This is a genomic window from Zoogloea sp. (assembly GCF_041911615.1).
Taxonomy (GTDB): Bacteria; Pseudomonadota; Gammaproteobacteria; order Burkholderiales; family Rhodocyclaceae; genus Zoogloea.
Genome location: NZ_JAYROR010000042.1, coordinates 21,668 through 43,566 on the forward strand (window position 1 = coordinate 21,668; position 21,899 = coordinate 43,566).

The following is a 21,899-nucleotide window of genomic DNA, read 5'->3' on the forward strand; positions in this document are numbered from 1 at the left end:
TCGTCCCTCGCCGTATGGCCGATCTCTTCGACACCCTCGAACCGCCGCGCCTGCCCCTTGCCGAGGCGATGCGCCCGCAGACCATCGCGGCGGTCATCGGCCAGCGCCACCTGCTCGGCCCGGGCAAGCCGCTGGCGCTCGCCTTCCAGTCGGGCAAGCCCCACTCGATGATCCTGTGGGGGCCGCCGGGCGTCGGCAAGACGACCCTCGCGCGGCTCATGGCCAAGGCCTTCGACGCAGAGTTCACCGCGCTTTCGGCGGTGTTCTCGGGGGTCAAGGACATCCGCGAAGCCATTGCGCAGGCCGAAGCAGCGCGCGCCCGAGGGCGTCACACGATTCTTTTCGTGGATGAAGTGCACCGCTTCAACAAGGCTCAGCAAGACGCCTTCCTGCCGTTCGTGGAGCAGGGCCTGGTGACGCTGGTTGGCGCGACAACCGAAAATCCGTCCTTCGAGGTGAATTCCGCCTTGCTGTCCCGGGCGGCGGTTTACGTACTCGAGCCTCTGTCAGCCGACGAACTGGCAGCGCTGTTCGAACGTGCCCGGACTCACGCCTGCCCCGATCTGGCCTTCGAACCCGATGCTCGCGATCGCCTCACCGGCTTTGCCGATGGCGACGCCCGCCGGCTCCTCAATCTGCTCGAGCAGGTCCAGACCGCGGCCGAAACCGCAGGGGTAAATCCGGTTACGCCGGCGTTCATCGACGAAGCCCTGTCGCGCAACCTGAGACGCTTCGACAAGGGCGGCGAGGCCTTCTACGACCAGATTTCCGCGCTTCACAAATCGATTCGCGGTTCGGACCCGGACGCGGCGCTTTACTGGCTGTGCCGCATGCTCGACGGCGGCGCCGAGCCGCTTTACCTGGGGCGTCGCCTGGTGCGCATGGCGATCGAGGACATCGGCCTCGCCGATCCGCGGGCACTGGAAATTTCGCTCAACGCCTGTTCTACCTACGAACGCCTGGGCTCACCGGAAGGCGAACTGGCGCTGGCCGAGGCAGCCGTGTTCCTGGCCTGCGCAGCCAAATCGAACGCGGTTTACAAGGCGTATAATGCGGCGCGCAAGTTCGTTGCCAACGATGTGTCGCGCCCGGTGCCGATTCATCTACGCAACGCGCCCACCCGGCTGATGAAGGAGCTCGGCTACGGCAAGGCGTACCGATACGCCCACGACGAACCCTGCGGCTACGCCGCGGGTGAGTGTTATCTGCCGGAAGGCATGGCGCGACCCAACTGGTACGATCCCGTGGATCGCGGGCTGGAAGCGAAGATCGCCGAGAAGCTGCAGCGCCTGCGCGAACTGGACAGACAGGCCGAAGCCCGCGCAGGAGAAGATTCGCTCAGTGGGGCTGCACGGGATGCGCCGCGATGAAGCGGGCGCAGGCGGCCCGAAAGCGCTTGGCCTTCGCGCGATCGCCGCGTTCTTCGGCCTGATCGACCAGATCGCACATGAACTGGGTGAGCATCAGCGTACCCTCCCGGGTCTGCACCAGACCGCAGGCGATCTGCGCGGCGGCGGCATCGGGGATGTCGTGGTGCTCGGCAATGATGGCGACATCTTCGTCGGTGAGGTCGCAGTAATCGAGGCAATCGCGGATCGATAACATGGGAGTCTCCTCGTAAGTCAAGTTCTAAGCGACGTCGTCTGCGTACGTCTTTCTTTGAGTGTGGTTTTTTGGCCAGGGAAATCAAGAAAAGTTTAATTTTTCGTTGGCTATCAACTTTCCGGTTTTGATTGATGGCGACGACCGGCCAAAGCAGATTCATGTTGCGCTGCACGCCAGGGCCTCAGCCCGCGATGCAGCGCTTCACCACTTACCGGTTTCACGATTTGAATAGGGATTGTCATGCTTGATGTTCAACTGCTCCGCGCCCGTCTGGATTTTGTCGCTGAACGACTCGCCACCCGCGGCATGAGCCTCGATGTCGCGGCCTTCCAGGCCCTCGAGGACGAGCGCAAGACGCGCCAGACCCGTACCCAGGAGTTGCAGGCGCGTCGCAACACCCTTTCCAAGCAGGTCGGCCAGCTCAAGGGCAAGGGCGAGGACGCTTCAGCGGTGCTCGCCGAAGTGGCGGGCATCGGTGACGAACTCAAGGCCAACGAGGCCGCCCTCGCCGAATTGCTGGAGCGCTTCAACGCCTTCCTCGCCGGCCTGCCCAACCTGCCCCACGAGAGCGTGCCGGTTGGCAAATCGGAGGAGGACAACGTCGAGGTGTCCCGCTGGGGTACGCCGGCCCACTTCGATTTCGAGGTGCGCGACCACGTGGACATCGGCAGCCGCCTCGGGGGGCTCGACTTCGAAACCGCGGTCAAGATCTCCGGTGCCCGCTTCACGCTGATGAAGGGTGGCCTGGCCCGCCTGCATCGCGCGCTGGCCCAGTTCATGCTTGATACCCATACCGCCGAGCATGGCTACACCGAGCTGTACACGCCATACATGGTCAACGCCGCCAGCATGTTCGGCACCGGCCAGCTGCCCAAGTTCGAGGAAGACCTGTTTTCCGTGCCGAAGCCGGACGGCGGCAAGTTCTACCTGATCCCGACCGCCGAAGTGCCGGTGACCAACATCGTGCGCGACGAGATCGTTCCGCTCGACCAGCTTCCCCTCAAGTTCGTCGCCCACACCCCGTGCTTCCGCTCGGAAGCGGGCAGCTATGGCAAGGACACCCGCGGGATGATCCGCCAGCACCAGTTCGACAAGGTTGAGCTGGTGCGCATCGAGCAGCCCGAAAAGGCCTGGGATGCCCTCGAGGAGCTCACCGGTCACGCGGAAGCCATCCTGCAGAAGCTTGAACTGCCGTACCGCAAGATCGTGCTGTGCTCGGGCGACATGGGCTTCTCGTCGGCCAAGACTTACGATCTCGAAGTCTGGCTGCCGGCCCAGAACACCTACCGCGAGATTTCCTCGTGCTCGTGCTTCGAGGGTTTCCAGGCCCGCCGCATGCAGGCGCGTTTCAAGAATGCCCAAGGCAAGAACGAGACCCTCGCAACGCTGAACGGCTCCGGCCTCGCCGTCGGCCGCACCCTCGTTGCGGTGCTCGAGAACTACCAGCAGGCGGACGGTTCGGTGAAAGTACCGGCGGTGCTCCAGCCTTACATGGGCGGTCTCACGGTGTTGAAGCCGCTCGACTGACCGGACGCGCCTGCTTGCCTTCAAAGTCACACCGGGCGCGAGACGTGTCGTGTGTGTGTCCTCTCGTGAAGCAACGCGGTGCCGTTATGGAAGCACTCGGTATCCGGGTAGAAATTCTGCCGGGGCACTTTGCTTTTTGAAAAGGGATGTATATAATTATTGGCTTCGAGCGGAAAGGTGGCAGAGTGGTCGAATGCGCCGGACTCGAAATCCGGTATACGGTTTAGCCGTATCGAGGGTTCGAATCCCTCCCTTTCCGCCATTGATTCAGCAAAAAACGCGCCTTTAGGCGCGTTTTTTGCTTTATACCTCCCGCGGAGTCTTCCCTTTCAAAAGCGCTTGCTGCCAAGGCGTGGCTTTGCCCCACGACCTGCGGGGCGCCATGCTTCGACATGGTTGACTCCAACGCGTGGCGCAGGCGGATGACGTTCCAGCTCTAGTTCCACATATCGCGCATGCGGGCGGCCAGGTCGATGGCGCGTTCGCGGGACTGGGCGTCGCCGGTTACCGCGGGTTCGATGGAGGGCCAGCTGCGACTGCTGAAGTGCCCGCAGAGCCGGTTGGGAATGAAGCGCGTGCGGCTGGCATAGACGTGGCGGTCGCCCATGCCGGACTGGCCGGTGATGTAGAAGCGTTGCGGGACGATGAGGTCGAGGTGATCCTTGGCCCGGGTCATGGCCACGTAGAGCAGGCGCATCTCCTCTTCGATTTCCCGCTCGCTGCCTGTTGCGAGATCTGACGGCAGGCAGCCATCGACCGTGTTGAGCAGCGACACGGCGGACCACTCGCGGCCCTTGGCGGAATGGATGGTGGAGAGGATCAGGTAGTCCTCGTCGCGTAGCGGGGCGCCGGATTCGTCGCTTGTGGCGTCGGGCGGGTCGAGGGTGAGTTCGGTGAGGAAGCGCTCGCGGCTGGGATAGGTGGCGGCGATACGTGCCAGTTGCTGGATGTCTGCCTGGCGCACGTGGGCGTCGTCGAAAAGGCGTTCGAGCTGGGGTTCGTACCACTGGGCAAGGCGTTCGACAGGTTGCGGCCACGTGTCGCCGCCGAGGCCTTCGACCAGGGTGGCGAAAGCGACCCAGCCGTCGCGAACGCCTTCAGGCACGGGCTGTTCGGGGAGGAGGGCACAGCCGGGTGCGGCGGCCTGCAGGTTGTCGAGAATGCGTCCGGCCGTCTTGGGGCCGATGCCGGGCAGAAGCTGGATGGCGCGAAACCCGGCCACCCGGTCGCGCAGGTTCTGCGACCAGCGCAGGACGGCAAGCACGTCCTTGACGTGGGCGGCTTCGAGAAACTTGAGTCCGCCGAATTTGACGAAGGGGATGTTGCGCCGGGTGAGTTCGATCTCGAGGCGGACGCTGTGGTGGGCGGCGCGAAAGAGCACGGCCTGGGCCTTGAGCCTGAGGCCGGCCTCGCGACGGGCCAGCACCTGTTCGACGACGTAAGCGGCCTGGTCGGCTTCGTCGCGCACCGACACCAGGACCGGCTTTTCGCCTGCGGGGCGTTCGCTCCACAAATCCTTGCTGAATCGCTCGCGGGCCTGGGCGATGACTGCGTTAGCGGCGGCCAGGATCGAGGGGGTGGAGCGGTAGTTGCGATCGAGGGTGACGCGTCGGGCGGGCGGGTCGAACTGATCGGGAAAATCGAGGATGTTGCGTACCGTGGCGCCGCGGAAGCTGTAGATCGATTGGGCATCGTCGCCTACCACGGTGAGGCCACGACCGTCGGGTTTCATCGCCCGCAGCAGAGCTGACTGGAGGTGGTTGGTGTCCTGGAATTCATCCACCAGCACGTGGCGGAAGCGCTCGCCGACTTCGCGGGCCAGATCGGGCTCGCTCACCATCTGGGCCCAGTACAGGAGCAGGTCGTCGTAGTCGAGTACCTGCTGGGCCTGCTTGGCTTCGACGTAGGCGCGGAACAGCTGGCGCAGGTCGGCCTCCCACTCGGCGCACCACGGGAAACTGGTCTGGAGGACATCGGTGAGGCGGTTCTGGGTGTTGACGGCCGCCGAGTAGATGGCGAGGCAGGTGCCCTTCATGGGAAAGCGCCGTGTCTTGGACGACAGGCCGAGTTCGTGCCGGACGAGGTTCATCAGGTCGGCGGAATCTTCGCGATCGTGGATCGTGAAGGCCGGGTCGAGGCCGATGCGCCCGGCGAATTCCCGCAGCAGGCGGGCGCCGACGCTGTGGAAGGTGCCGGCCCACGGAAAGCCGCCCTGGGCGAGCCGTGCGTGACGCGGCGAGACCTTGGCGGCGATGCGCTGGACGCGGCGGATCATTTCGTCGGCGGCACGGCGGGAGAAGGTGAGGAGCAGGATCTGCGCCGGATCTACGCCCTCGGCCAGAAGGTGGGCGACCCGGTGGGCGAGGGTGTTGGTCTTGCCCGAGCCGGCGCCGGCGATGATGAGCAGCGGGCCGGCCGCGTTGCCGCTGCCGTGCAGGGCGGCGTCCCGCTGGGCGTCGTTGAGACCGTCGAGATAGGTGGGGCGTGGGCAGCGCGTGTCGTCGCTCACGGGGTGGGCTCCGGAATGAGGGCTGCCACGCCTGACGGGGCGGACGCTTCGACGGCAGGCTGTGGGGCCAGGGCGATCAGCACGGCTTCGTCGCAGACCGGGCAGATACGGTAGTGGGCCGAAGGGCCTGCGGCGCTGTCCATGGCGTCGGGATCGACCGGGCTGTGGCAATGGGGGCAGATGAAGCGGCGGGGCATGGCTGGATTCCTTTTGCTGTAATAATATACAGATAATTGGAAATCTCAAGCCGTTTGTGTGCCCGTGCCGTGCCGACCGGGCGTCCCGAGGCGCCCAGTGTGGGGTTTCAGCGGTGGAAATCAGGAGGATCGTCGGCGAACCAGTCGGTGAGGGAGCGGGCCTGGCCCAGGCTGTCGAGCCGCCGCGTGATGGCGTCGTGGTTGCCCCACACCACGCTGGCGAGGCGACCGGCCTTGGCGTGGGCGTCGATGTCGCCACAGTACAGTCCGCCGTCGCGTTCGACATAAAAGCCGTAGGTGCGGCACGCGACGGGACGCTGGGCATACACCGGACAGGCGCCGCTGGCCGCGTCGAGCATCGGGCAGACCAGGGGGCGCTGCGGCGTGGTGGCGAGGGCGTCTATCCGCTGGCGGATCTCGTCGAGGCGTACCGGCGGCAGGTCTGCCAGGCCCGCGCGCAGCAGCGCCCATTCGGCGGCGGTGAGGCGGGGCACGTCGGCAAGACGCCGGCAGCAGGTATCGCAGCCCTTGGTGCAGGGCCAGTCGGGGTGGCCGGCACGGATGTGGCCGACCCGGGCGTCGATGTCGGCGTGCAGGCTGGTGAGCGCGCTGGATGTGGTGGTCATGCGGGGTCTTTCATGCCGTCCGGGATGGGGTTTTCGCGGCGCAGGATAAAGAAGTTGCCGGCCACGGCGGTGCCGAGGCCGATCAGGCCGATGGGCGTCCAACGGAAGTGCTCGAAGAGGCCCGACAGCACCAGGGCGACGACCGGCGTCATCACGCCGACGTAACCGGCCCGGCCACCACCGACGCTGTCGAGCAGCTCGAGGTAGAAGTAGAACGCGAACACCGAGCCGAACACCGCGAGATACAGCCATGACAGCACGTACGCCGTGCTCGCGGCGAAGCCCAGCGACTGGCCGCCCAGGCGGGCCGCGATCAGGCAGCAGAGGGCGCCGTAGGCCATGCCCCAGGCCATCTTCTGCCATACGTGGAGCCCGTCGGTGGCGAGGCGGGTCGAGAAGACGTTGCCGACGGCGCTGGCGATGACCCCGCCGGCAGTGAGCAGGGCGCCGAGAAAGACGTCGCGTCCCGGCTGGAGGCGGGTCAGTTCGGGCCAGAACACACAGCCGACTCCGACGAGGCCGACCAGCCCGCCGATCCCCACCCGGCGGTTGAGGGGTGTGCCGACGGCGATGCGGCTGGCGAGCATGTTGGTGAGAGGGAGTGCGCTGTAGCCCAACGCCACCAGCCCCGAAGCGACATGGCCCTCGGCGTAATACACGCACAGGTAGCCCAGACCGAACATCGAGGCGCCGAATCCGGCGAGGCGCAGATGCACGGCCGGCGCGAGGCGCAGCGCGAGTCCCTGCCAGCGGCAGATGCCGGCGCAGAGCAGGCTGGCGAGGCCGAAGCGCCAGGCGACGCTGGCTTCGGGGGCGACACTGCCAAGCTGGAAGGTGATGGCCAGCCAGGTGGTGCCCCAGATCAGGACGCAGGCGAGGAACCTGCGCAAATCCACTGCGGACATGGCGCGGAGTCGATCGTCGGAAAGCCGGGAAGGCTAGCACACCGGCCTTGGCCGGTCGTGCGCGGCACGCGCCGGCCATGAAAAACGCGCCCGGAGGCGCGTCTTGGGAGGAGGCGAAGGGCCGCGCCGTCGCGCGGACACGGTTTTAGCGGACGGCCGCACCGCGTTCGCGCAGGGCCAGCTGGGCGCGGCTGGCGGCAAGGTCGGCTTCGTCGCCGACGATGCGCGCGGCTTCGGTGAGCAGCACGTCCTTGCTGTCCTTGCGCGCCTTTTCGGCGGCCAAGTCGGCGGCAAGGCTGCGCTCGCCCGATTGCAGGCCGTCGTCCTGCAGGGCGGCGAGCTTGTCCTTGCCCTTGTCGCGCGCCTTGAGACGGGCTTCCTGGCGTTCCTTTTCCTGGCGTCGCTCGGTTTCGTTGAGCGACAGCAGCTTGGTGTCGCGCAGGCGCTTGAACTCGTTCACGTCGTCGAGGAGTTGGAGGAAATCCTTGTCCTTGGCGACACGGGCGTCGTGGCGGCGCTTCAGGTCGGCCAGACGCGGGGCGACTTCGCCGACTGGTCGGAAATCGGCGGCCTTGATCTGGATCCACGGCAGCGCGTTGTCGTAGCTCGACTCGCCGTAGCTGTCGGCGTCGGAGACCGAGGGGAAGGCGATGTCGGGCGTCACGCCGCGCAGCTGGGTGGTGCCGCCGTTCACGCGGAAGAACTGGGCGATGGTCATCTTCAGCTCGCCGAAACGGGGCTTGTCGTTGCGCGCGACTTCGTCGAGATTGACCATCGTCTGGACGGTGCCCTTGCCGAAGCTGGGTTCGCCGATGATCGGGGCACGGCCGTAGTCCTGCAGCGCGGCGGCGAAAATCTCGGAGGCGGACGCCGAGCCGCGGTTGATCAGCACGGCCAGCGGGCCGTCCCAGGCGGTGCCGGCGTGTTCGTCCTTCTCGACGCCGATCTGGCCGTCGGTGCGGCGTTGCTGGACGACCGGGCCCTTGTCGATGAACAGGCCGGTGAGCTCGACCGCCTCGCGCAGCGAGCCGCCGCCGTTGTTGCGCAGGTCGATCAGCAGGCCGTCGACCTTTTCTTTCTTGAGTTCGTCGATCAGGCGGGCCACGTCGCGGCTGGCGCTGCGGTAATCCTTGTCGCCCTTGCGGCGACCCTCGAAGTCTTCGTAGAAGGCGGGCAGGTTGATGACGCCGATCTTGTGGGTGCTGGCGCCTTCGCCGACCTTGATGACCGATTTCTTGGCGGCCTGCTCTTCGAGCTTGATCTTGTCGCGCTGAAGGGCGACCTGCTTGTGCTTGCCATCCGGGCCGGCGTCGGCGGGCAGGATGTCGAGCACGACGCGGGTGTTCTTCTCGCCACGGATCAGTTTGACGACTTCGTCGACGCGGGAGCCGACCACATCGGCCACCGGCTCGTCGCCCTGACCGACGCCGACGATGCGGTCACCGACGGCGAGCTTGCCGGAACGCGCGGCCGGGCCGCCGGGCACCAGCTCGCGGATGGTGATGTAGTCGTCGCGCTCCTGCAGCACGGCGCCGATGCCGACCAGCGACAGGCGCATCGAGATGTCGAAATCCGCCGAGGCGCTGCGGCCGAGATAGTTGGTGTGGGGCTCGATGGACATCGCGTAGGCGTTCATGAACACCTGGAAGACGTCCTCGCTCTTGTTGCGGGTGGCGCGGGCCACGTAGTTGTCGTAGCGCTTGGCCAGTGTCTCGCGGATGGCCTTGTCGTCCTTGCCGGCGAGCCTGAGACGCAGCCAGTCGTTCTTGACGCGCTTCTTCCACAGGTCGCGCACCTCGGCTTCGTCGGCGGGCCACGGGGCCTTGTCGCGGGCGTAGGGGTAGCTTTCCTTCTGGGTGAAGTCGAAGCCTTGGTCGAGCAGTTCGCGGGCGTAGCCGAGGCGTTCGGTGACGCGCTGCTCGTAGCGCTGGAAGATCGCGAAGGGGGCTGCCAGGTTGCCGCGCAGGATCGCGTCGTCGAGGGTGGTGCGGGCGTCGGCGAAGCTGTCGATGTCGGCTTGGGTGAAGAACAGGCGTTCCGGGTCGAGGGCCTTGAGGTAGCGGTCGAAGATCTTCTCCGACATCGCGTCGTCCAGGGGCTGCGCCTTGTAGTGGTAGCGGCCGAGGATCTGGGCGCTCAGGTAGGCGGTCTGGGCCTGGTCGGCGGTGGGCGCCAGGCGGGGCGTCGATGCGGCCTCCTGGGCGGCGGTCTGCCCGGCACAGATGACGGCCAGCAGGGTCCAGATGATTCGTTTCTTCAAGGGTGTTTCTCCACCGCGGTTGTTGAGCCCGGAAGGACGGTACGCCTTTCCGGGCCACAGGTCGACAACGTAAATGCTGAAATGTTCAGCAGGATGGTTCAGACTCTCGAAAGTTATGACTAAAGTCATAGGCCGGAGGCCCGTTAGCTTCGACTCACGCGGTGTGAATTGTGTTGGCCCGGCGGTGGCCGGGTAGGGAGAGAGCATGAGCGACAAGCCGACCAGGATCCTGATCGTCGAGGACGAGGCGATCATCGCGATGGACCTGGCGCAGCGCCTCGAGGATTACGGTTACGTCGTGACCGGCATCGCCGCCAGCAGCGAGCAGGCCATCGCCGAGTTTGCGACCGATGCGCCCGATCTGGTGATGATGGACGTGGTGATCCGGGGCAGCCTCGACGGGATCCAGACCGCGGCGTGGATGCGCGCCCATCGCGACGTGCCGGTGATCTACGTGACGGCCTTCGGCGACGAGGCGACCCGTCGGCGGGCAGGCGAGACCGCGCCTTACGGTTACCTGCTCAAGCCCTTTCGCGCCGAGGACATCCGCGCCGCCATCGAGGTGGCGCTGGTCAAGCATGGCATGGAGTCGCGCTTGCGCCAGCGCGAGCAGTGGTTCGCGCGCACCCTGCGCTGCATCGACGACGGGGTGATCGCCACCGACGCCGACGGTTGCGTGCGGGTCATCAACCCGGTGGCCGAGCGGCTCACGGGCTGGGTCCGCGCCGAAGCGCTGGGCCAGCCGCTGGACACAATCCTGAGCCTGCGCGACGAGGCTTTGCCAGGGGCGTCGCGAGCAGGGCTGGCCGAGGCGCCGGCGGCGGGCGCCGAGCCGTCGGTGGGGCTGCGCTGTGGGGTGGTTACACCGCGCGGCGGCGGCGAGATGCCGGTGGAGTACGGTACGGCGCCGATCCTCGACGACGACGGCCTGCGCGTGGGGGCGGTGCTGGTGCTGCGCGACATCGGCCGGCGGCGCGAGATGGAGCGGGCCCTGGCGGAGAGCGAGCAGCGTTTCCACGCGGCGTTCGAACATGCGGCCATCGGTATGGCGTTGGTGGCGCTGGACGGGCGTTTCCTGCAGGCCAACGAGGTGGTGGCGACGATGCTGGGGCTCCAGGGCGAGGCGATTTCGCGCCATTCCTTCCGCGATCTGTGTCACCCGGGCGACCGCGGCGTGCTCGACGAATACCTCGATCGCCTCGCCGCCGACACGCTGCCGACCTTCCAGGTCGAGCTGCGGATGTTGACGCCCGACGGGCGGCTGGTGTGGACGCTGCTGTCGGTGTCGGCGGTGCGCGACGCCAAGGGCGCGCCGCGCTACCACATCGTGCAGATGCAGGACGTCACCGCGCGGCGTTCGGCCGAGGCGCAACTGGTTTTCGTGGCCTACAACGATGCGCTCACCGGCGTGTCGAACCGGGCCCAGATCAATCGCCAGCTGGAGCAGTCGCTGGCTTTCTGCCGGCGCCGCGACGAGAAGCTGGCGGTGATGTTCATCGATCTCGACAACTTCAAGCTGGTCAATGACAGCCACGGCCACCAGGCCGGCGATGCGCTGCTGCGCGAGGTGGCGCGGCGCCTGCGCGGCACCGTGCGCGAGGCCGACAGCGTCGGGCGCCTGGGGGGCGACGAGTTCGTGGTGGTGCTGCCGGGCATCGAGGACGACCAGGCGGTGGCCAGCGTGTGCGCCAAGCTGATTGCCGCGATGGAGGCCCCGTTCTATTTCGAAGGCCAGCAGATGCAGGCCTCGTGCAGCATCGGCGTGAGCCGCTATCCCCAGGACGCGGTTACCAGCGATCGCCTGCTGGTGACCGCCGACGATGCCATGTACCGCGCCAAGGAGCTCGGCAAGAACGGCTTCGTGTTCTACTCGAGCGAATGGGGGCGCCAGCTCAACGAGCGGATGATGCTCGAGTCCGACCTGCGCCGCGGGCTGGCCGACGGGCAGTTCGAGATCCACTACCAGCCGATCCACGACACCGGCGGCGGCATCCGTTCCCTGGAGGCGCTGCTGCGCTGGCGGCATCCCGAAAAGGGGTTGCTGCTGCCCGATGTGTTCATGACGACGGCCGAGCGCAGCGGGCTGATCGTGCCGATCGGCGACTGGGTGCTTAAGAGCGTGTGCCGGCAGATCCGTCGCTGGCGCGATGCCGGGGTGGCGACGGTGACGGTGGCGGTCAACCTGTCGGCGCGCCAGTTCCGCGATGCCGGGCTGGTGGCCACGGTGATGAACGCGCTGGCCGAAAGCGGGCTCGAACCCGGCTGCCTGGAGCTCGAGCTCACCGAGTCGAGCATCATGCAGCAGCCCGAGCGCACCAGTGCGATCCTCGACGAGCTGCGCCAGAACGGCCTGCGCATCGCGGTGGACGATTTCGGCACCGGCTACTCGAGCCTCAGCTACCTCAAGCGCTTCCCGATCCACGCCCTGAAGATCGACCGCTCGTTCATGGCCGATCTGCCCGACAACCGGGAGAGCGGGGCGATCGTCTCGGCGATCGTCACCATGTCCCGCGCCCTGGGGCTGACGGTGGTGGGCGAGGGCGTCGAGAACGCCGATCAGGCGAGCTTCCTGCGCGGTCTGGGGTGCGATCTGTTGCAGGGCTTCCTGTATCAGCGGCCGGCGCCGGCGACGGTGATCGGCGATCTGCTCGGTGCCGGCACGGGGCGGTGCGCCGCGGTGCCGAGCCTGGCCGGCTGAAGGACGGCGGTGCGCCTGCAACGGCTGATCCTGTTTGCCGGCGTACTGGCCGTGCTGATCGGCCTGTCGCCGCCGGGCCGCGCCGACGTGGACGCCACGATGGCCGCCGGGCGCAAGACGGTGCTGGTGCTCAACGCCTACCACTGGGGCGACGCGTGGACCGATGCCCAGGTGAGCGGGATCATGCAGGTGCTACGCGCCGCCAGCGCGGCGCCGGAGGTCTTCCTCGAACATCTGGACGTGCTGCGCCAGCCCGCCGCGGCGGATGACGGCCTGACACGGGCCGAAGACCTGTCCCGGCGCTTCGGGGGCCGGCAGTTCGATCTGGTGATCGTCACCGACGATCCGGCGCTGGCCTTTGCCCTGCGCCATCGCAAGCGGCTTTTCCCGGCCGCCGCGATCGTCTTCAGCGACGCCCTCGACTTCGATCCGATGGGGCTGCCGCCGGACGTTCCGATCACCGGGGTGCGCGAACGGGTGGACATCGCCGCCACGCTGGCGATGGCCCGGCAACTGCAGCCGGACGCCCGTCGCGTGGTGGTGTTCGGCAACCGCGGCGGGCCGGCCACCGGCTACGCCCATGCGGCGGCGGCCCTGCGTGCGCTGCCCGAATCGGAGGGCGTCGAGCTGCATGTGGATCTGGACGTGGAGCGGATCGCCTCGGTGCTGGCCGGGGTGTCGCCGCGCGACATCGTGATCCCGCTGGCGACGGCCACCGACCGCGACGGCCACGCGTACGACTACGGGGCCTTGATCAACCTGATCTCGCGGCTGTCGCCGGCGCCGGTCTTCGGCATCATCGGCGAGCGGGTGCGCGCGGGGCTCACGGTGGGCGGCTGCGTTCTGGACGGCGAGGCCGAGGGGCGGCTGGCGGCCGAAATGGCGCTGCGCATTCTCGACGGCACGCCGGCCGGGCGCATTCCGGTGGTCGAGGCGGGGTGCGAGGGGCTGTTCAGCTATCCGGTGATGCAGCGTTTTGGCATTCCCGAACGGCGTCTGCCGGCGGGCAGCACGCTGGTCGGCAAGCCACCGGGGCTCTACGACCAGTACCGCGGCGTGGTGTGGGCGATGCTGGCGGGGGCGGCGCTGCTGCTGGCGGTGATCGTCTCGCTGGGGCTCAACATCCGCCACCGGCGTCGGGTGGAGGCGGCGCTGGAGCAGAGCGAGGAGCACTTGCGCCTGGCGCTGGAAGGGGCGACCGACGGCGTGTGGGACTGGAACCTGCAGACCGGCGCGATCTACGTGAGCCCGCAGTACTACACCTTGCTCGGCTATGAGCCGGGTGGCTTTCCGTTGGGCTACGACACCTGGCGTTCGCAGATTCACCCGGACGATCTGGAGGCGACCGAGACCAACCTGCAGCGCTATCTGGACGCCGGCGAGACGATGTTCCGGGCAGAGTTCCGGATGCGCACCAGGGATGGCCGCTGGCGCTGGATCCTGTCCCGCGGCGGGGTGGTGGCGCGGGATGCGTCGGGGCGCGCGGTGCGCATCGCCGGCGCCCATTCCGACATCACCGAGGCCCGTGCCGGCGCCCAGCGGATCGCCTCGGCGCTCGCCGAGAAGGAGGTGTTGCTCAAGGAAATCTACCACCGGGTGAAGAACAATCTGCAGGTGGTGGCCAGCCTGCTGACGATGCAGGGCCGCGATGCGCCGACTCCGGTGGTGCAGGCGATGTTCGAGGATAGCGCGGCGCGGGTGCTGGCGATGTCTCAGGTGCACGAGCAGCTCTACCAGTCCGACGATCTGGCGAGCATCGATTTCGGGCACTACCTGGGCCAGCTCGTCCAGCGGCTCGACCGTCAGTACGCGCGACAGGGCGTGCGCCTCGAGGCGCAGCTGCAGAAGGTGGTGCTGGGCATCGAGACGGCGATTCCGAGCGCCTTGATCGTCAATGAACTGGTGGCCAACGCGGTCAAGCACGCGTTTCCCGACGGCCGGGCGGGGCGGGTGCGGATCGGGCTGGTGGCCGAGGTGGAGGCCGGGGTGCGGCTGACCGTGGAGGACGATGGCGTCGGGCTGCCCGCGGCTTTCGAGCCGCAGGCCCAGGGCAGCCTGGGGTGGCGTCTGGTGGCGGGGTTGGTGAACCAGCTCGGCGGCCGCTTCGAACAGGGGGGCGGCCCCCTGGGCGGCACGCTGATCACGATCCGCTTCCGCGCCACCGCGCGGGAGAGTCGCCGCTACGCCGGCGCGCTGGCGGGCCGCCGCGACGATCCGGCGCTGGCCTGACGCGGCGCCTCAGCGCGGAGGCGTGCCGGCGGGGCGCAGGTTCTGGTCGATGGCCCACACCGCAGCTTCAAGGCGCGAACGGAACTTGAGCTTTTTCAGCAGATTCTTGATGTGCACCTTGACGGTGCCTTCGGCGATGTTCAGATCGCGGGCGATCAGCTTGTTGGACAGCCCGCTGGCGAGGCAGCCGAGGATGTCGCGCTCCCGGTCGGTGAGCGGGGCGAGGCTGCGTTCGGCGGCCTGGGCTTCGTCGCGCAGGGAGCGGGCGAGCAGGCCGTTGAGGCTTTCGCTGATGACGATGCGGCCGCGCAGGGCTTCGACGATGCGGGCGAGCAATTCCTCGGGTTCCATGTCCTTGAGCAGGTAGCCGTCGGCGCCGGCGCGGATCGCGGCCACCAGATCGTCGGCGGCGTCGGACACCGTGAGGATCAGGATGCGGGCGGCGAGGTCGGCCTCGCGCAGCGCCTTGAGGGTTTCGATGCCGCCCATGCCTTTCATGTTGAGGTCGAGCAGGATCAGGTCGGGTTCCAGCGCGCGCGCGAGTTCGAGCCCTTCCTCGCCGCTGGACGCCTCGCCGATGAGGTGGAGCTGGTCGTTCAGGGCGATGAGCTGGGAGACGCCTTTGCGGAACAGCGGGTGGTCGTCGATGATGATTACCGAGGTGGTGGCGGGGGTGTTCATTGCACGCCTCCTTGGGCGGTCGGGTTGGGGGTGTCGGGGAGGGGCGCCTCGGCCGGAAAAACCAGTTCGACCCGCGTGCCGCCGCCGTCCCGGGGCGTCACCGCGAGTTCGCCGGCGAGGCTCTGGGCGCGATCGCGCATGATCACGATGCCGTAACGATGCAGCGGTCGCGCGGCCTCGTCGAAGCCGACGCCGTCGTCGTCCACCGTGACCCTTACCCGCTCGCCGTCGCGGGCGAGGTGCACCGCCACTGCGCGGGCCTGGGCGTGGCGTTCGATGTTGGAGAGCGCTTCGCGGACGATCTGCAGGACGTGGATCTCGCGACTGGCGGCGAGCTGGAGGTCGGCGAGCCGGTTGTCGAGGCCGATCTCGAGCCCGGTACGGCGCCGGAAGGCCTGTACGGCGTCGTCGATGGCGGCGTTGAGGCCGCGTCCGTCGATACGCAGGCGGAAGGTGGTGAGCAGTTCGCGCAGCTGCCGGTAGGCTTCGTTGAGGCCGTCGCGCAGCTCGCCGACCACTTCATTGACCGGCTCGGGCGGCGGCGTGCGTCCGAGCAGGGTCTGCAGCCGGGTGACCTGGATCTTGAGGTAGGACAGCGACTGGGCCAGGGAGTCGTGCAGCTCGCGGGCGATCACCGAGCGCTCGTCGAGCAGGGCGAGGCGGTGGCGTTCCTCGTTGCGCTGGGTGGCGGCGAGGGCCGAGCCCACGTGCCGGCCGACGGTTTCGAGGAGCTCCACCTGCCATGGGGCGAGGGGTTGGTCGTCGGGCTGGGTCAGCAGCAGGGCGCCGTGGCTGCGGCTACCGTCGAACAGCGGCACCGAGATCGTCTGCCCGGCGCCGCGGGCGCCCGGGGTGGCGACGAGACCGCTGGCCGGGACGCCCTCGGCGTCGCAGCCGTGACAGCGCTTCTGGCAGAGGGCCTCCACCTGCACGTCGGCCGGCAGCGTGCCCGTGAGGGCCGGGCCCATCTCGTCGGTCTTGCCCAGGCACAGGGCGCCGGCCTGTACGCCGATGACCTGCTCCACGTCTTCGAGCACCTGTTCCAGCGTGGCACGGGTCACCGCGCGTTCGGACAGGGCGCGGGTGGTGCGGTAGAGCAGGTTGAGCGACTGGTTGGAGCGGGCCAGGGCCTCGGTTTTTTCCCGGACCCGGCTCTCGAGCTGCGCGTAGCTGCGCGACAAATCCTCGACCATGAAATTGAAGGCTTCGCCGAGCTGCCCCAGCTCGTCCGGCTCGCGGGGAGGGATCCGCACCGAAAAGTCGCCGCGCCGAACCTGCCGCGCAGAGGCGAGCAGATCGTGGAGCGGGGTGAGGACATGGGTCTTGAGCTGGAGCACGGCGGCGGCGCCGACCACCACCAGCAGGATCAGCGAAATGCCCTGCACGAGGCGCAGCAGCTGCAGCTTGTCTTCCAGCCCTTGCTCGACCAGCACCACGAGGCGGTCGATGCGCGCCACCATCTCGTTGGTCTCGGCGGTCAGTGGCGGGCGCTCGGCCTGGCTGCGCGCGCTGTTGACGGCCAGTGCAGCCGGCCGGAAGTGCCCCGACCACAGCGCGCCGACGGCCTCGTAGGCGCGGCGCATCGGGTCGTCGGCGCCGCTGGGAATCACCCGGACGAGGTCGGGGCTGCGATAGCGCAGCTCGAAGTCGGCAATGCTCCGGGCAACGCCCTGCGGGTCGGCTTGGCACACCGCGGTGCCGATGGCGTACGACTGCATCCGCAGGGAGCCGGCGAGGTTGATCGCGCGGGCCTCGCCGGACGACAGCTCGGCGACGGTGATCGAGGCCAGGATCGACACCGCGGCGAGGCTGGCGATGGCGGCGATCCAGGTGCCGAGCCGGAGCACGACGGACGGGCCGTGGCGTCGCGGCGGTGCGCTGGGGTTGCCCTCCGGGGGGCGCTCGTGAGTCACGCTGGGGGCTCCATGGGTTCCGGGGCTGTCATTTTGGCCCGCGGGGGCGCTTCGGGTCACGTCGGGGTGCGTCGACGGCCAGGAAAATGGTAATAGGCCAAACCCCCTCCAGCGCCGCTCCCGACATATGGGCCTGCGGCGCAGGTGCTTTTCTAAGGTATTGAGAAACAGGGGGTTGGGCGGATTTTCTGAATATTTCGACTATACCTATTAGGAGGTAATCAGGTGGTTTTGGTGGTTTTGGAAGTCTGATCTAAGTCAAATCCCGGCCCCGGACCGGCTCCTAGACTGCGCATCACGTTGTTGGGAGTCGCTCGATTTTGCTGCGGCCCTGCTTTGAATCTTGCGAGGGAAACTATGCACACGAGTCTCGATGATCTCTCTTTGGTCCTGGGCGAAATCGCCTTGTTCCGTGGCCTCGCCGACGCAGTCGTCGCCGAGGTCGCGCGTTCCTCCCAGGTGCTCAGCGTGCCCAAGGGCGCTTCGATCTACGCCGCCGGCGAACGGCCGCGGGCGCTTTACCACGTGATGTCCGGCCACCTGAAGGTGGCGGTGTCGTCGCCGGACGGGGGCGAGAAGGTCATCGAGCTGATGTCGCCGCGCCAGGTCTTCGGCGTGGCCGAGCTGTTCGGCGACGCGGCCTACGTGTCGTCGGTGGAGGCGGTGACGCCGGTGGTGCTGCTGGCGGTGGGCCGCGACGGCATCTTCCGCGCGATGGAGCAGGCGCCCTGCGTGATGCGCCGGATGCTCGGTGCGGTGGCCGAGCGCCAGTCGTCCATCGAGCGCGACATCGCCGCCGACTGCTTCCAGTCGGGCACCGACAAGGTGGTGGACTACTTGCGCGGGTTGGCCGGCACGGCGCTGGGGCAGGCGGCCAGCATCGAGCTGGAACTGGAGATTCCCAAGCACGTGCTCGCGGCGCGCCTGGGCTTCACGCCCGAGACGCTGTCGCGGATCTTCCGCGAGCTGTCCGACGGTGGCCTGATCCACGTCAATGGCAAGATGGTGACGCTCACCGACAAGTTCGCCCGGCGCCACGGTGGCCGTCCGCCGGTCGAGCGGCGTGCCGTGCCGCGCGGTGAAACCTGGTTCGACCGGGCGGCCGGCACCTCGGCGCAACGCGCCTGGATCTGAGCCCTTCTTCGGGTATGCTGGGTGCTCCCCAACAGCGAGGAGCGCACGATGACGGCGGTTCAGGAATCCGATTTCGATAGTCTCGTCCCCGGCCTTCCGGTGAGCCGCAGGACCTTTGTCGGCGGCACTTTGGCGGCCGGATTCGCGCTGGCGGTGCGGCCCGCGCTGGGGCAGAGCGTGGTGCAGACGCCGGCCGACGGGCTCGTGGCCGGCGAGGTGAGCCTGCCGGCGCCCGATGGCGTCGCCCTCGAGGCCTACCGCGCGCAGCCGGCGGGGCGCGGGCCGTTCCCGACGATTCTGGTGGTGCAGGAAATCTTCGGCGTCCACGAATACATCCGCGACGTCTGCCGACGCCTGGCCCAGCGGGGCTACCAGGCGATCGCCCCCAACCTTTACCAGCGCCAGGGCGACCCGGCGGGTATCGACAGCGTGCCCGACATCCTCGCCCGGATCGTCAGCAAGGTGCCGGACGCGCAGGTGATGGGCGACCTCGACGCTGCCGCGACCTGGGCCGCGGCGAACGGTGGCGATCCGGCGCGGCTGGGCATCACCGGCTTTTGCTGGGGCGGGCGGATCACCTGGCTGTACGCTGCGCACAACCCGCGCCTGAAGGCTGGCGTGGCGTGGTACGGCCGCCTGACCGGAGTGGCCGGTGCGCTCACGCCGTCCCATCCCATCGATCTGGTGGACGCCCTCAAGGCGCCGGTGCTCGGGCTCTACGGCGCCAAGGATCAGGGCATTCCGGTGTCGGACGTGGACGACATGAAGGCCGATCTCGCCAAGGCCGGCAAGCGGGCCGAGTTCGTGATCTACCCGGAAGCCGGCCACGCCTTTCATGCGGATTACCGTCCGAGCTACCGGGCGGCCGACGCGGCGGATGGCTGGTCGCGGTTGCTGGCCTGGTTCAAGGCCAGCGGGGTGTGAGCGGACGGTGCGCCGGTCGAGGCCGGCGCGCCCGATCCATCAACGCAGTGAGATCACCGGCCAGCCCTGCGCCTGGGCGTGGGCGCGCAAGGTGTCGTCCGGGTCGACGGCCACCGGGTGGGTGACCTTGCCCATCAACGGCAGATCGTTGTGGGAGTCGCTGTAGAAGCTGCTCTTGGCAAAACTCTCCCAGCACAGGCCAAGGCTTTCGAGCCAGGCCTCGACGCGTTCGATCTTGCCCGCCTTGAAGGCCGGCGTGCCGCGCGGCTGGCCAGTGAAGACGCCGTCGCGCTGGGCCGCAATGGTGGCGATCAGGTGCGGGATGCCGAAGGCGCGGACGATCGGGCCGGTGACGAAGCTGTTGGTGGCGGTAACGACGGCCACCACCGCGCCGGAATCCAGATGCGTCCGGACCAGTGCCCGCGACTTGTCGGTCATCATCGGGCGGATGCGGGTGTCGAGAAATTCCCGGTGCCAGGCGTCGAGCTGGGCGCGGCTGTGGCGGGCCAGGGGCTTCAACTGAAAGTCGAGGAACTCTAAGATGTCCAGCGTGCCGGCCTTGTACTGGTCGTAGAACTGCTGGTTGCGGGCCTCGTAGACTTCCTTGTCGAGCACGCCCTTGGAAATCAGGAATTGGGCCCACTCGAAATCCGAGTCGCCGGCGAGCAGGGTGTTGTCCAGGTCGAAGAGTACGAGTTCCATTTTCGGCTTCAGAGGGTCGGGTCGCGCTGCAGGATCTCCCGCAGCAGGGGCAGGGTGATAGCGCGCTTGCGCTCCAGCGATGCCGCGTCGAGGGCGTCGAGGGTGCGCAGCAGGCTGGCGAGGTCGCGCCGGCCGTGGCGTAACAGGTATTGCACCAGCTCGGGTTCGAGGCGCAGCCCGCGGGTGGCGGCCTGGGCCTGCAAAATCGCCTGACGATCCTCGTCGGTGAGCGCCTTCACCTCGAAGATCAGGCTCTGGCCGACGCGGGTGCGCAGATCCTCGCGCAGGGCAAGCTGCAGCGGGGCCGCGCCGCCGCTGGTGACGAGCGTCATCCGGAGTCCGCGGGCGGCGTTGAAGGCGCGGAACAGGGCGATCTGGGCGTCGGGGCCGAGGGCTTCGACGTCGTCCACCGCCAGCAACAGGCCGGGCGCTTCGGGCAGCGTCGCGCCCACGTCGGCGGCGCGCAGGTAGCAGGCCGGCCGGCCGGCCTGGGCGGCGGCGGTGACGACGCTCTTGAGCAGGTGGCTGCGGCCGCTGCCGGCATCGCCCCACAGGAACAGGTGCTGCGGCACATCGGCCACCGGCACGGCCTCGTAGAGGGCGGCGAGGAGGTCGGCGTTGGCGGCGGCGACGAAATTTTCCAGCAGCGGCGGAGAGTCGGCGTGCAGGTCGAGGGTGAGTTGCTTCACGCGGCAGTTGCGCGGGCGCACCCGGCAGGGCGGGCCGGCGACATTTCGGCTAAAATTAAAGTTTGTTTGCGCGGCAGGGGCAAAACCCCGGCGCAAGGCCCGTTAATGTAGCCGGTTCCGGCGGGGTGCTCAATCCGACGAGCGTTCCCGGCGGCATCCGGACGCTTCAAAAGAGATCACAGAACCCATGAGCTCCCTTACTTATCGTGACGCCGGCGTGGACATCGATGCCGGCGATGCCCTGGTCGACCGCATCAAGCCCTTCGCCAAGCGCACCATGCGCCCCGAGGTGCTCGGCGGCATCGGCGGTTTCGGCGCGCTGTTCGAGATCTCCAAGAAGTTCAAGGAGCCGGTGCTCGTCTCCGGCACCGACGGCGTGGGCACCAAGCTCAAACTCGCGTTCCAGCTGGGCAAGCACGACACCGTCGGCCAGGATCTGGTGGCGATGAGCGTCAACGACATTCTGGTGCAGGGCGCCGAGCCGCTGTTCTTCCTCGATTACTTCGCCTGCGGCAAGCTCGACGTGGACACCGCGGCCACCGTCGTGCAGGGCATCGCCCAGGGTTGCGAGCTCTCCGGCTGCGCGCTGATCGGCGGCGAGACCGCCGAGATGCCCAGCATGTACCCCGATGGCGAGTACGATCTGGCCGGTTTCGCGGTCGGCGCGGTCGACAAGTCCAAGATCATCGACGGTTCCACCATCCGCCCGGGTGACGTGGTGCTGGGCCTCGCCTCGAGCGGCGCGCACTCCAACGGCTACTCGCTGATCCGCAAGATCATCGAGGTCAGCAAGCCCAACCTCGAAGGCGACTTCCACGGCCGCAAGCTGAAGGACGTGATCATGGAGCCGACCCGCATCTACGTGAAGTCGCTGCTGGCGCTGATGGAGAAGCGCGATGGCCTCGTGAAGGGCATGGCCCACATCACCGGCGGTGGTCTGCTCGACAACGTGCCCCGCGTGCTGGCCGAGAACCTCACTGCCGTGCTCAAGAAGGACGCCTGGCAGATGCCGCCGCTGTTCCAGTGGCTGCAGGGCGCCGGCAACGTGGACGCGCAGGAGATGTACCGCGTGTTCAACTGCGGCATCGGCATGGTCGTGATCGTCGCGGCCGAGGATGCCGAGATGGCAGCGGCCCAGCTGCGTGCCACCGGCGAGACGGTTTACACCCTCGGCACCATCGAGGCCCGCGCCGATGGTCAGGCACAGACCGTGGTGATCTGAGCGGCGCAGCCGATCCGGTTTCAGCGAGCGGGCCTGCGGGCCCGCTTTGCTTTTGGGGCGAGAATTCGACGGATTGGC

At 67.9% G+C, this 21,899-nt stretch carries 17 protein-coding genes and 1 tRNA gene; 8 read left to right on the top strand and 10 right to left on the bottom strand.

Annotation, left to right across the window (positions count from 1 at the left end; translation table 11 throughout):
* Positions 1–14: 14 nt before the first annotated feature.
* Positions 15–1,370 carry a replication-associated recombination protein A gene (locus ACE3P2_RS05475; RefSeq protein ID WP_374261879.1) on the top strand — a complete coding sequence of 452 codons (1,356 nt, stop codon included), beginning with the start codon at positions 15–17 and terminating at the stop codon, positions 1,368–1,370.
* Here ACE3P2_RS05475 and ACE3P2_RS05480 read toward each other — a convergent pair.
* On the bottom strand, positions 1,339–1,605 hold the full coding sequence (locus ACE3P2_RS05480) for a hypothetical protein (RefSeq protein ID WP_374261881.1): 267 nt from the start codon (positions 1,603–1,605) through the stop codon (positions 1,339–1,341). The genes ACE3P2_RS05475 and ACE3P2_RS05480 overlap by 32 nt on opposite strands.
* Positions 1,606–1,845: 240 nt before the next feature.
* Here ACE3P2_RS05480 and serS point away from each other — a divergent pair, with 240 nt between their 5' ends.
* Positions 1,846–3,132 (top strand): serine--tRNA ligase, encoded by a 1,287-nt coding sequence (serS, locus tag ACE3P2_RS05485; protein ID WP_374261884.1) that lies wholly within the window; start codon positions 1,846–1,848, stop codon positions 3,130–3,132.
* A 171-nt stretch (positions 3,133–3,303) separates the two neighbouring features.
* A tRNA-Ser gene (locus ACE3P2_RS05490) sits at positions 3,304–3,394 on the top strand.
* Between the two features lie 174 nt (positions 3,395–3,568).
* Here the strand turns inward: ACE3P2_RS05490 and ACE3P2_RS05495 are convergent.
* From ACE3P2_RS05495 to ACE3P2_RS05515, 5 genes are all read right to left on the bottom strand, one after another.
* Positions 3,569–5,641 (bottom strand): ATP-dependent helicase, encoded by a 2,073-nt coding sequence (locus tag ACE3P2_RS05495; protein WP_374261887.1) that lies wholly within the window; start codon positions 5,639–5,641, stop codon positions 3,569–3,571.
* On the bottom strand, positions 5,638–5,838 hold the full coding sequence (locus ACE3P2_RS05500; RefSeq protein WP_374261890.1) for a hypothetical protein: 201 nt from the start codon (positions 5,836–5,838) through the stop codon (positions 5,638–5,640). Before ACE3P2_RS05500 ends, ACE3P2_RS05495 begins: the two co-directional genes overlap by 4 nt.
* 107 nt (positions 5,839–5,945) lie before the next feature.
* Positions 5,946–6,464 (bottom strand): YkgJ family cysteine cluster protein, encoded by a 519-nt coding sequence (locus ACE3P2_RS05505; RefSeq protein ID WP_374261893.1) that lies wholly within the window; start codon positions 6,462–6,464, stop codon positions 5,946–5,948.
* Positions 6,461–7,369 carry a DMT family transporter gene (locus ACE3P2_RS05510; RefSeq protein ID WP_374261894.1) on the bottom strand — a complete coding sequence of 303 codons (909 nt, stop codon included), beginning with the start codon at positions 7,367–7,369 and terminating at the stop codon, positions 6,461–6,463. Before ACE3P2_RS05510 ends, ACE3P2_RS05505 begins: the two co-directional genes overlap by 4 nt.
* 145 nt (positions 7,370–7,514) lie before the next feature.
* A complete protein-coding gene (locus ACE3P2_RS05515; RefSeq protein ID WP_374261896.1) occupies positions 7,515–9,629 on the bottom strand; it encodes a carboxy terminal-processing peptidase in 2,115 nt (704 codons plus the stop codon).
* Between the two features lie 205 nt (positions 9,630–9,834).
* On the opposite strand from ACE3P2_RS05515, the gene ACE3P2_RS05520 reads away from it, so the two are divergent.
* Both ACE3P2_RS05520 and ACE3P2_RS05525 read left to right on the top strand, forming a co-directional pair.
* A complete protein-coding gene (locus tag ACE3P2_RS05520) occupies positions 9,835–12,327 on the top strand; it encodes an EAL domain-containing protein (RefSeq protein WP_374261899.1) in 2,493 nt (830 codons plus the stop codon).
* A gap of 9 nt (positions 12,328–12,336) precedes the next feature.
* Positions 12,337–14,556, top strand: a complete 2,220-nt coding sequence (locus tag ACE3P2_RS05525) for a histidine kinase dimerization/phosphoacceptor domain -containing protein (protein ID WP_374261902.1) — start codon at positions 12,337–12,339, stop codon at positions 14,554–14,556.
* Positions 14,557–14,565: 9 nt separating this feature from the next.
* On the opposite strand, the gene narL is transcribed toward ACE3P2_RS05525, so the two are convergent.
* Positions 14,566–15,237 (bottom strand): two-component system response regulator NarL, encoded by a 672-nt coding sequence (gene narL, locus ACE3P2_RS05530; RefSeq protein ID WP_374261904.1) that lies wholly within the window; start codon positions 15,235–15,237, stop codon positions 14,566–14,568.
* The gene (locus tag ACE3P2_RS05535; protein WP_374261906.1) at positions 15,234–17,150 is read right to left on the bottom strand and encodes a histidine kinase; all 1,917 of its coding nucleotides are present in this window, start codon (positions 17,148–17,150) and stop codon (positions 15,234–15,236) included. The genes narL and ACE3P2_RS05535 overlap by 4 nt, the downstream gene beginning before the upstream one ends.
* A gap of 357 nt (positions 17,151–17,507) precedes the next feature.
* Between ACE3P2_RS05535 and ACE3P2_RS05540 the strand changes: the two genes are divergently transcribed.
* Together ACE3P2_RS05540 and ACE3P2_RS05545 are read left to right on the top strand one after the other, a co-directional pair.
* Positions 17,508–18,284: a Crp/Fnr family transcriptional regulator gene (locus ACE3P2_RS05540; protein ID WP_374261909.1), complete on the top strand. Its 777-nt coding sequence runs from the start codon at positions 17,508–17,510 to the stop codon at positions 18,282–18,284.
* A 48-nt stretch (positions 18,285–18,332) separates the two neighbouring features.
* Positions 18,333–19,208, top strand: a complete 876-nt coding sequence (locus tag ACE3P2_RS05545; protein WP_374261912.1) for a dienelactone hydrolase family protein — start codon at positions 18,333–18,335, stop codon at positions 19,206–19,208.
* A 39-nt stretch (positions 19,209–19,247) separates the two neighbouring features.
* Here the strand turns inward: ACE3P2_RS05545 and ACE3P2_RS05550 are convergent, their stop codons facing one another.
* Positions 19,248–19,910, bottom strand: coding sequence for an HAD family hydrolase (locus ACE3P2_RS05550; RefSeq protein ID WP_374261914.1), 663 nt, complete (start codon positions 19,908–19,910; stop codon positions 19,248–19,250).
* 8 nt (positions 19,911–19,918) lie between these two features.
* The gene (gene hda / locus ACE3P2_RS05555; protein ID WP_374261917.1) at positions 19,919–20,599 is read right to left on the bottom strand and encodes a DnaA regulatory inactivator Hda; all 681 of its coding nucleotides are present in this window, start codon (positions 20,597–20,599) and stop codon (positions 19,919–19,921) included.
* 187 nt (positions 20,600–20,786) lie between these two features.
* On the opposite strand from hda, the gene purM reads away from it, so the two are divergent.
* The gene (purM, locus tag ACE3P2_RS05560; RefSeq protein ID WP_374261919.1) at positions 20,787–21,821 is read left to right on the top strand and encodes a phosphoribosylformylglycinamidine cyclo-ligase; all 1,035 of its coding nucleotides are present in this window, start codon (positions 20,787–20,789) and stop codon (positions 21,819–21,821) included.
* Positions 21,822–21,899 lie beyond the last annotated feature (78 nt).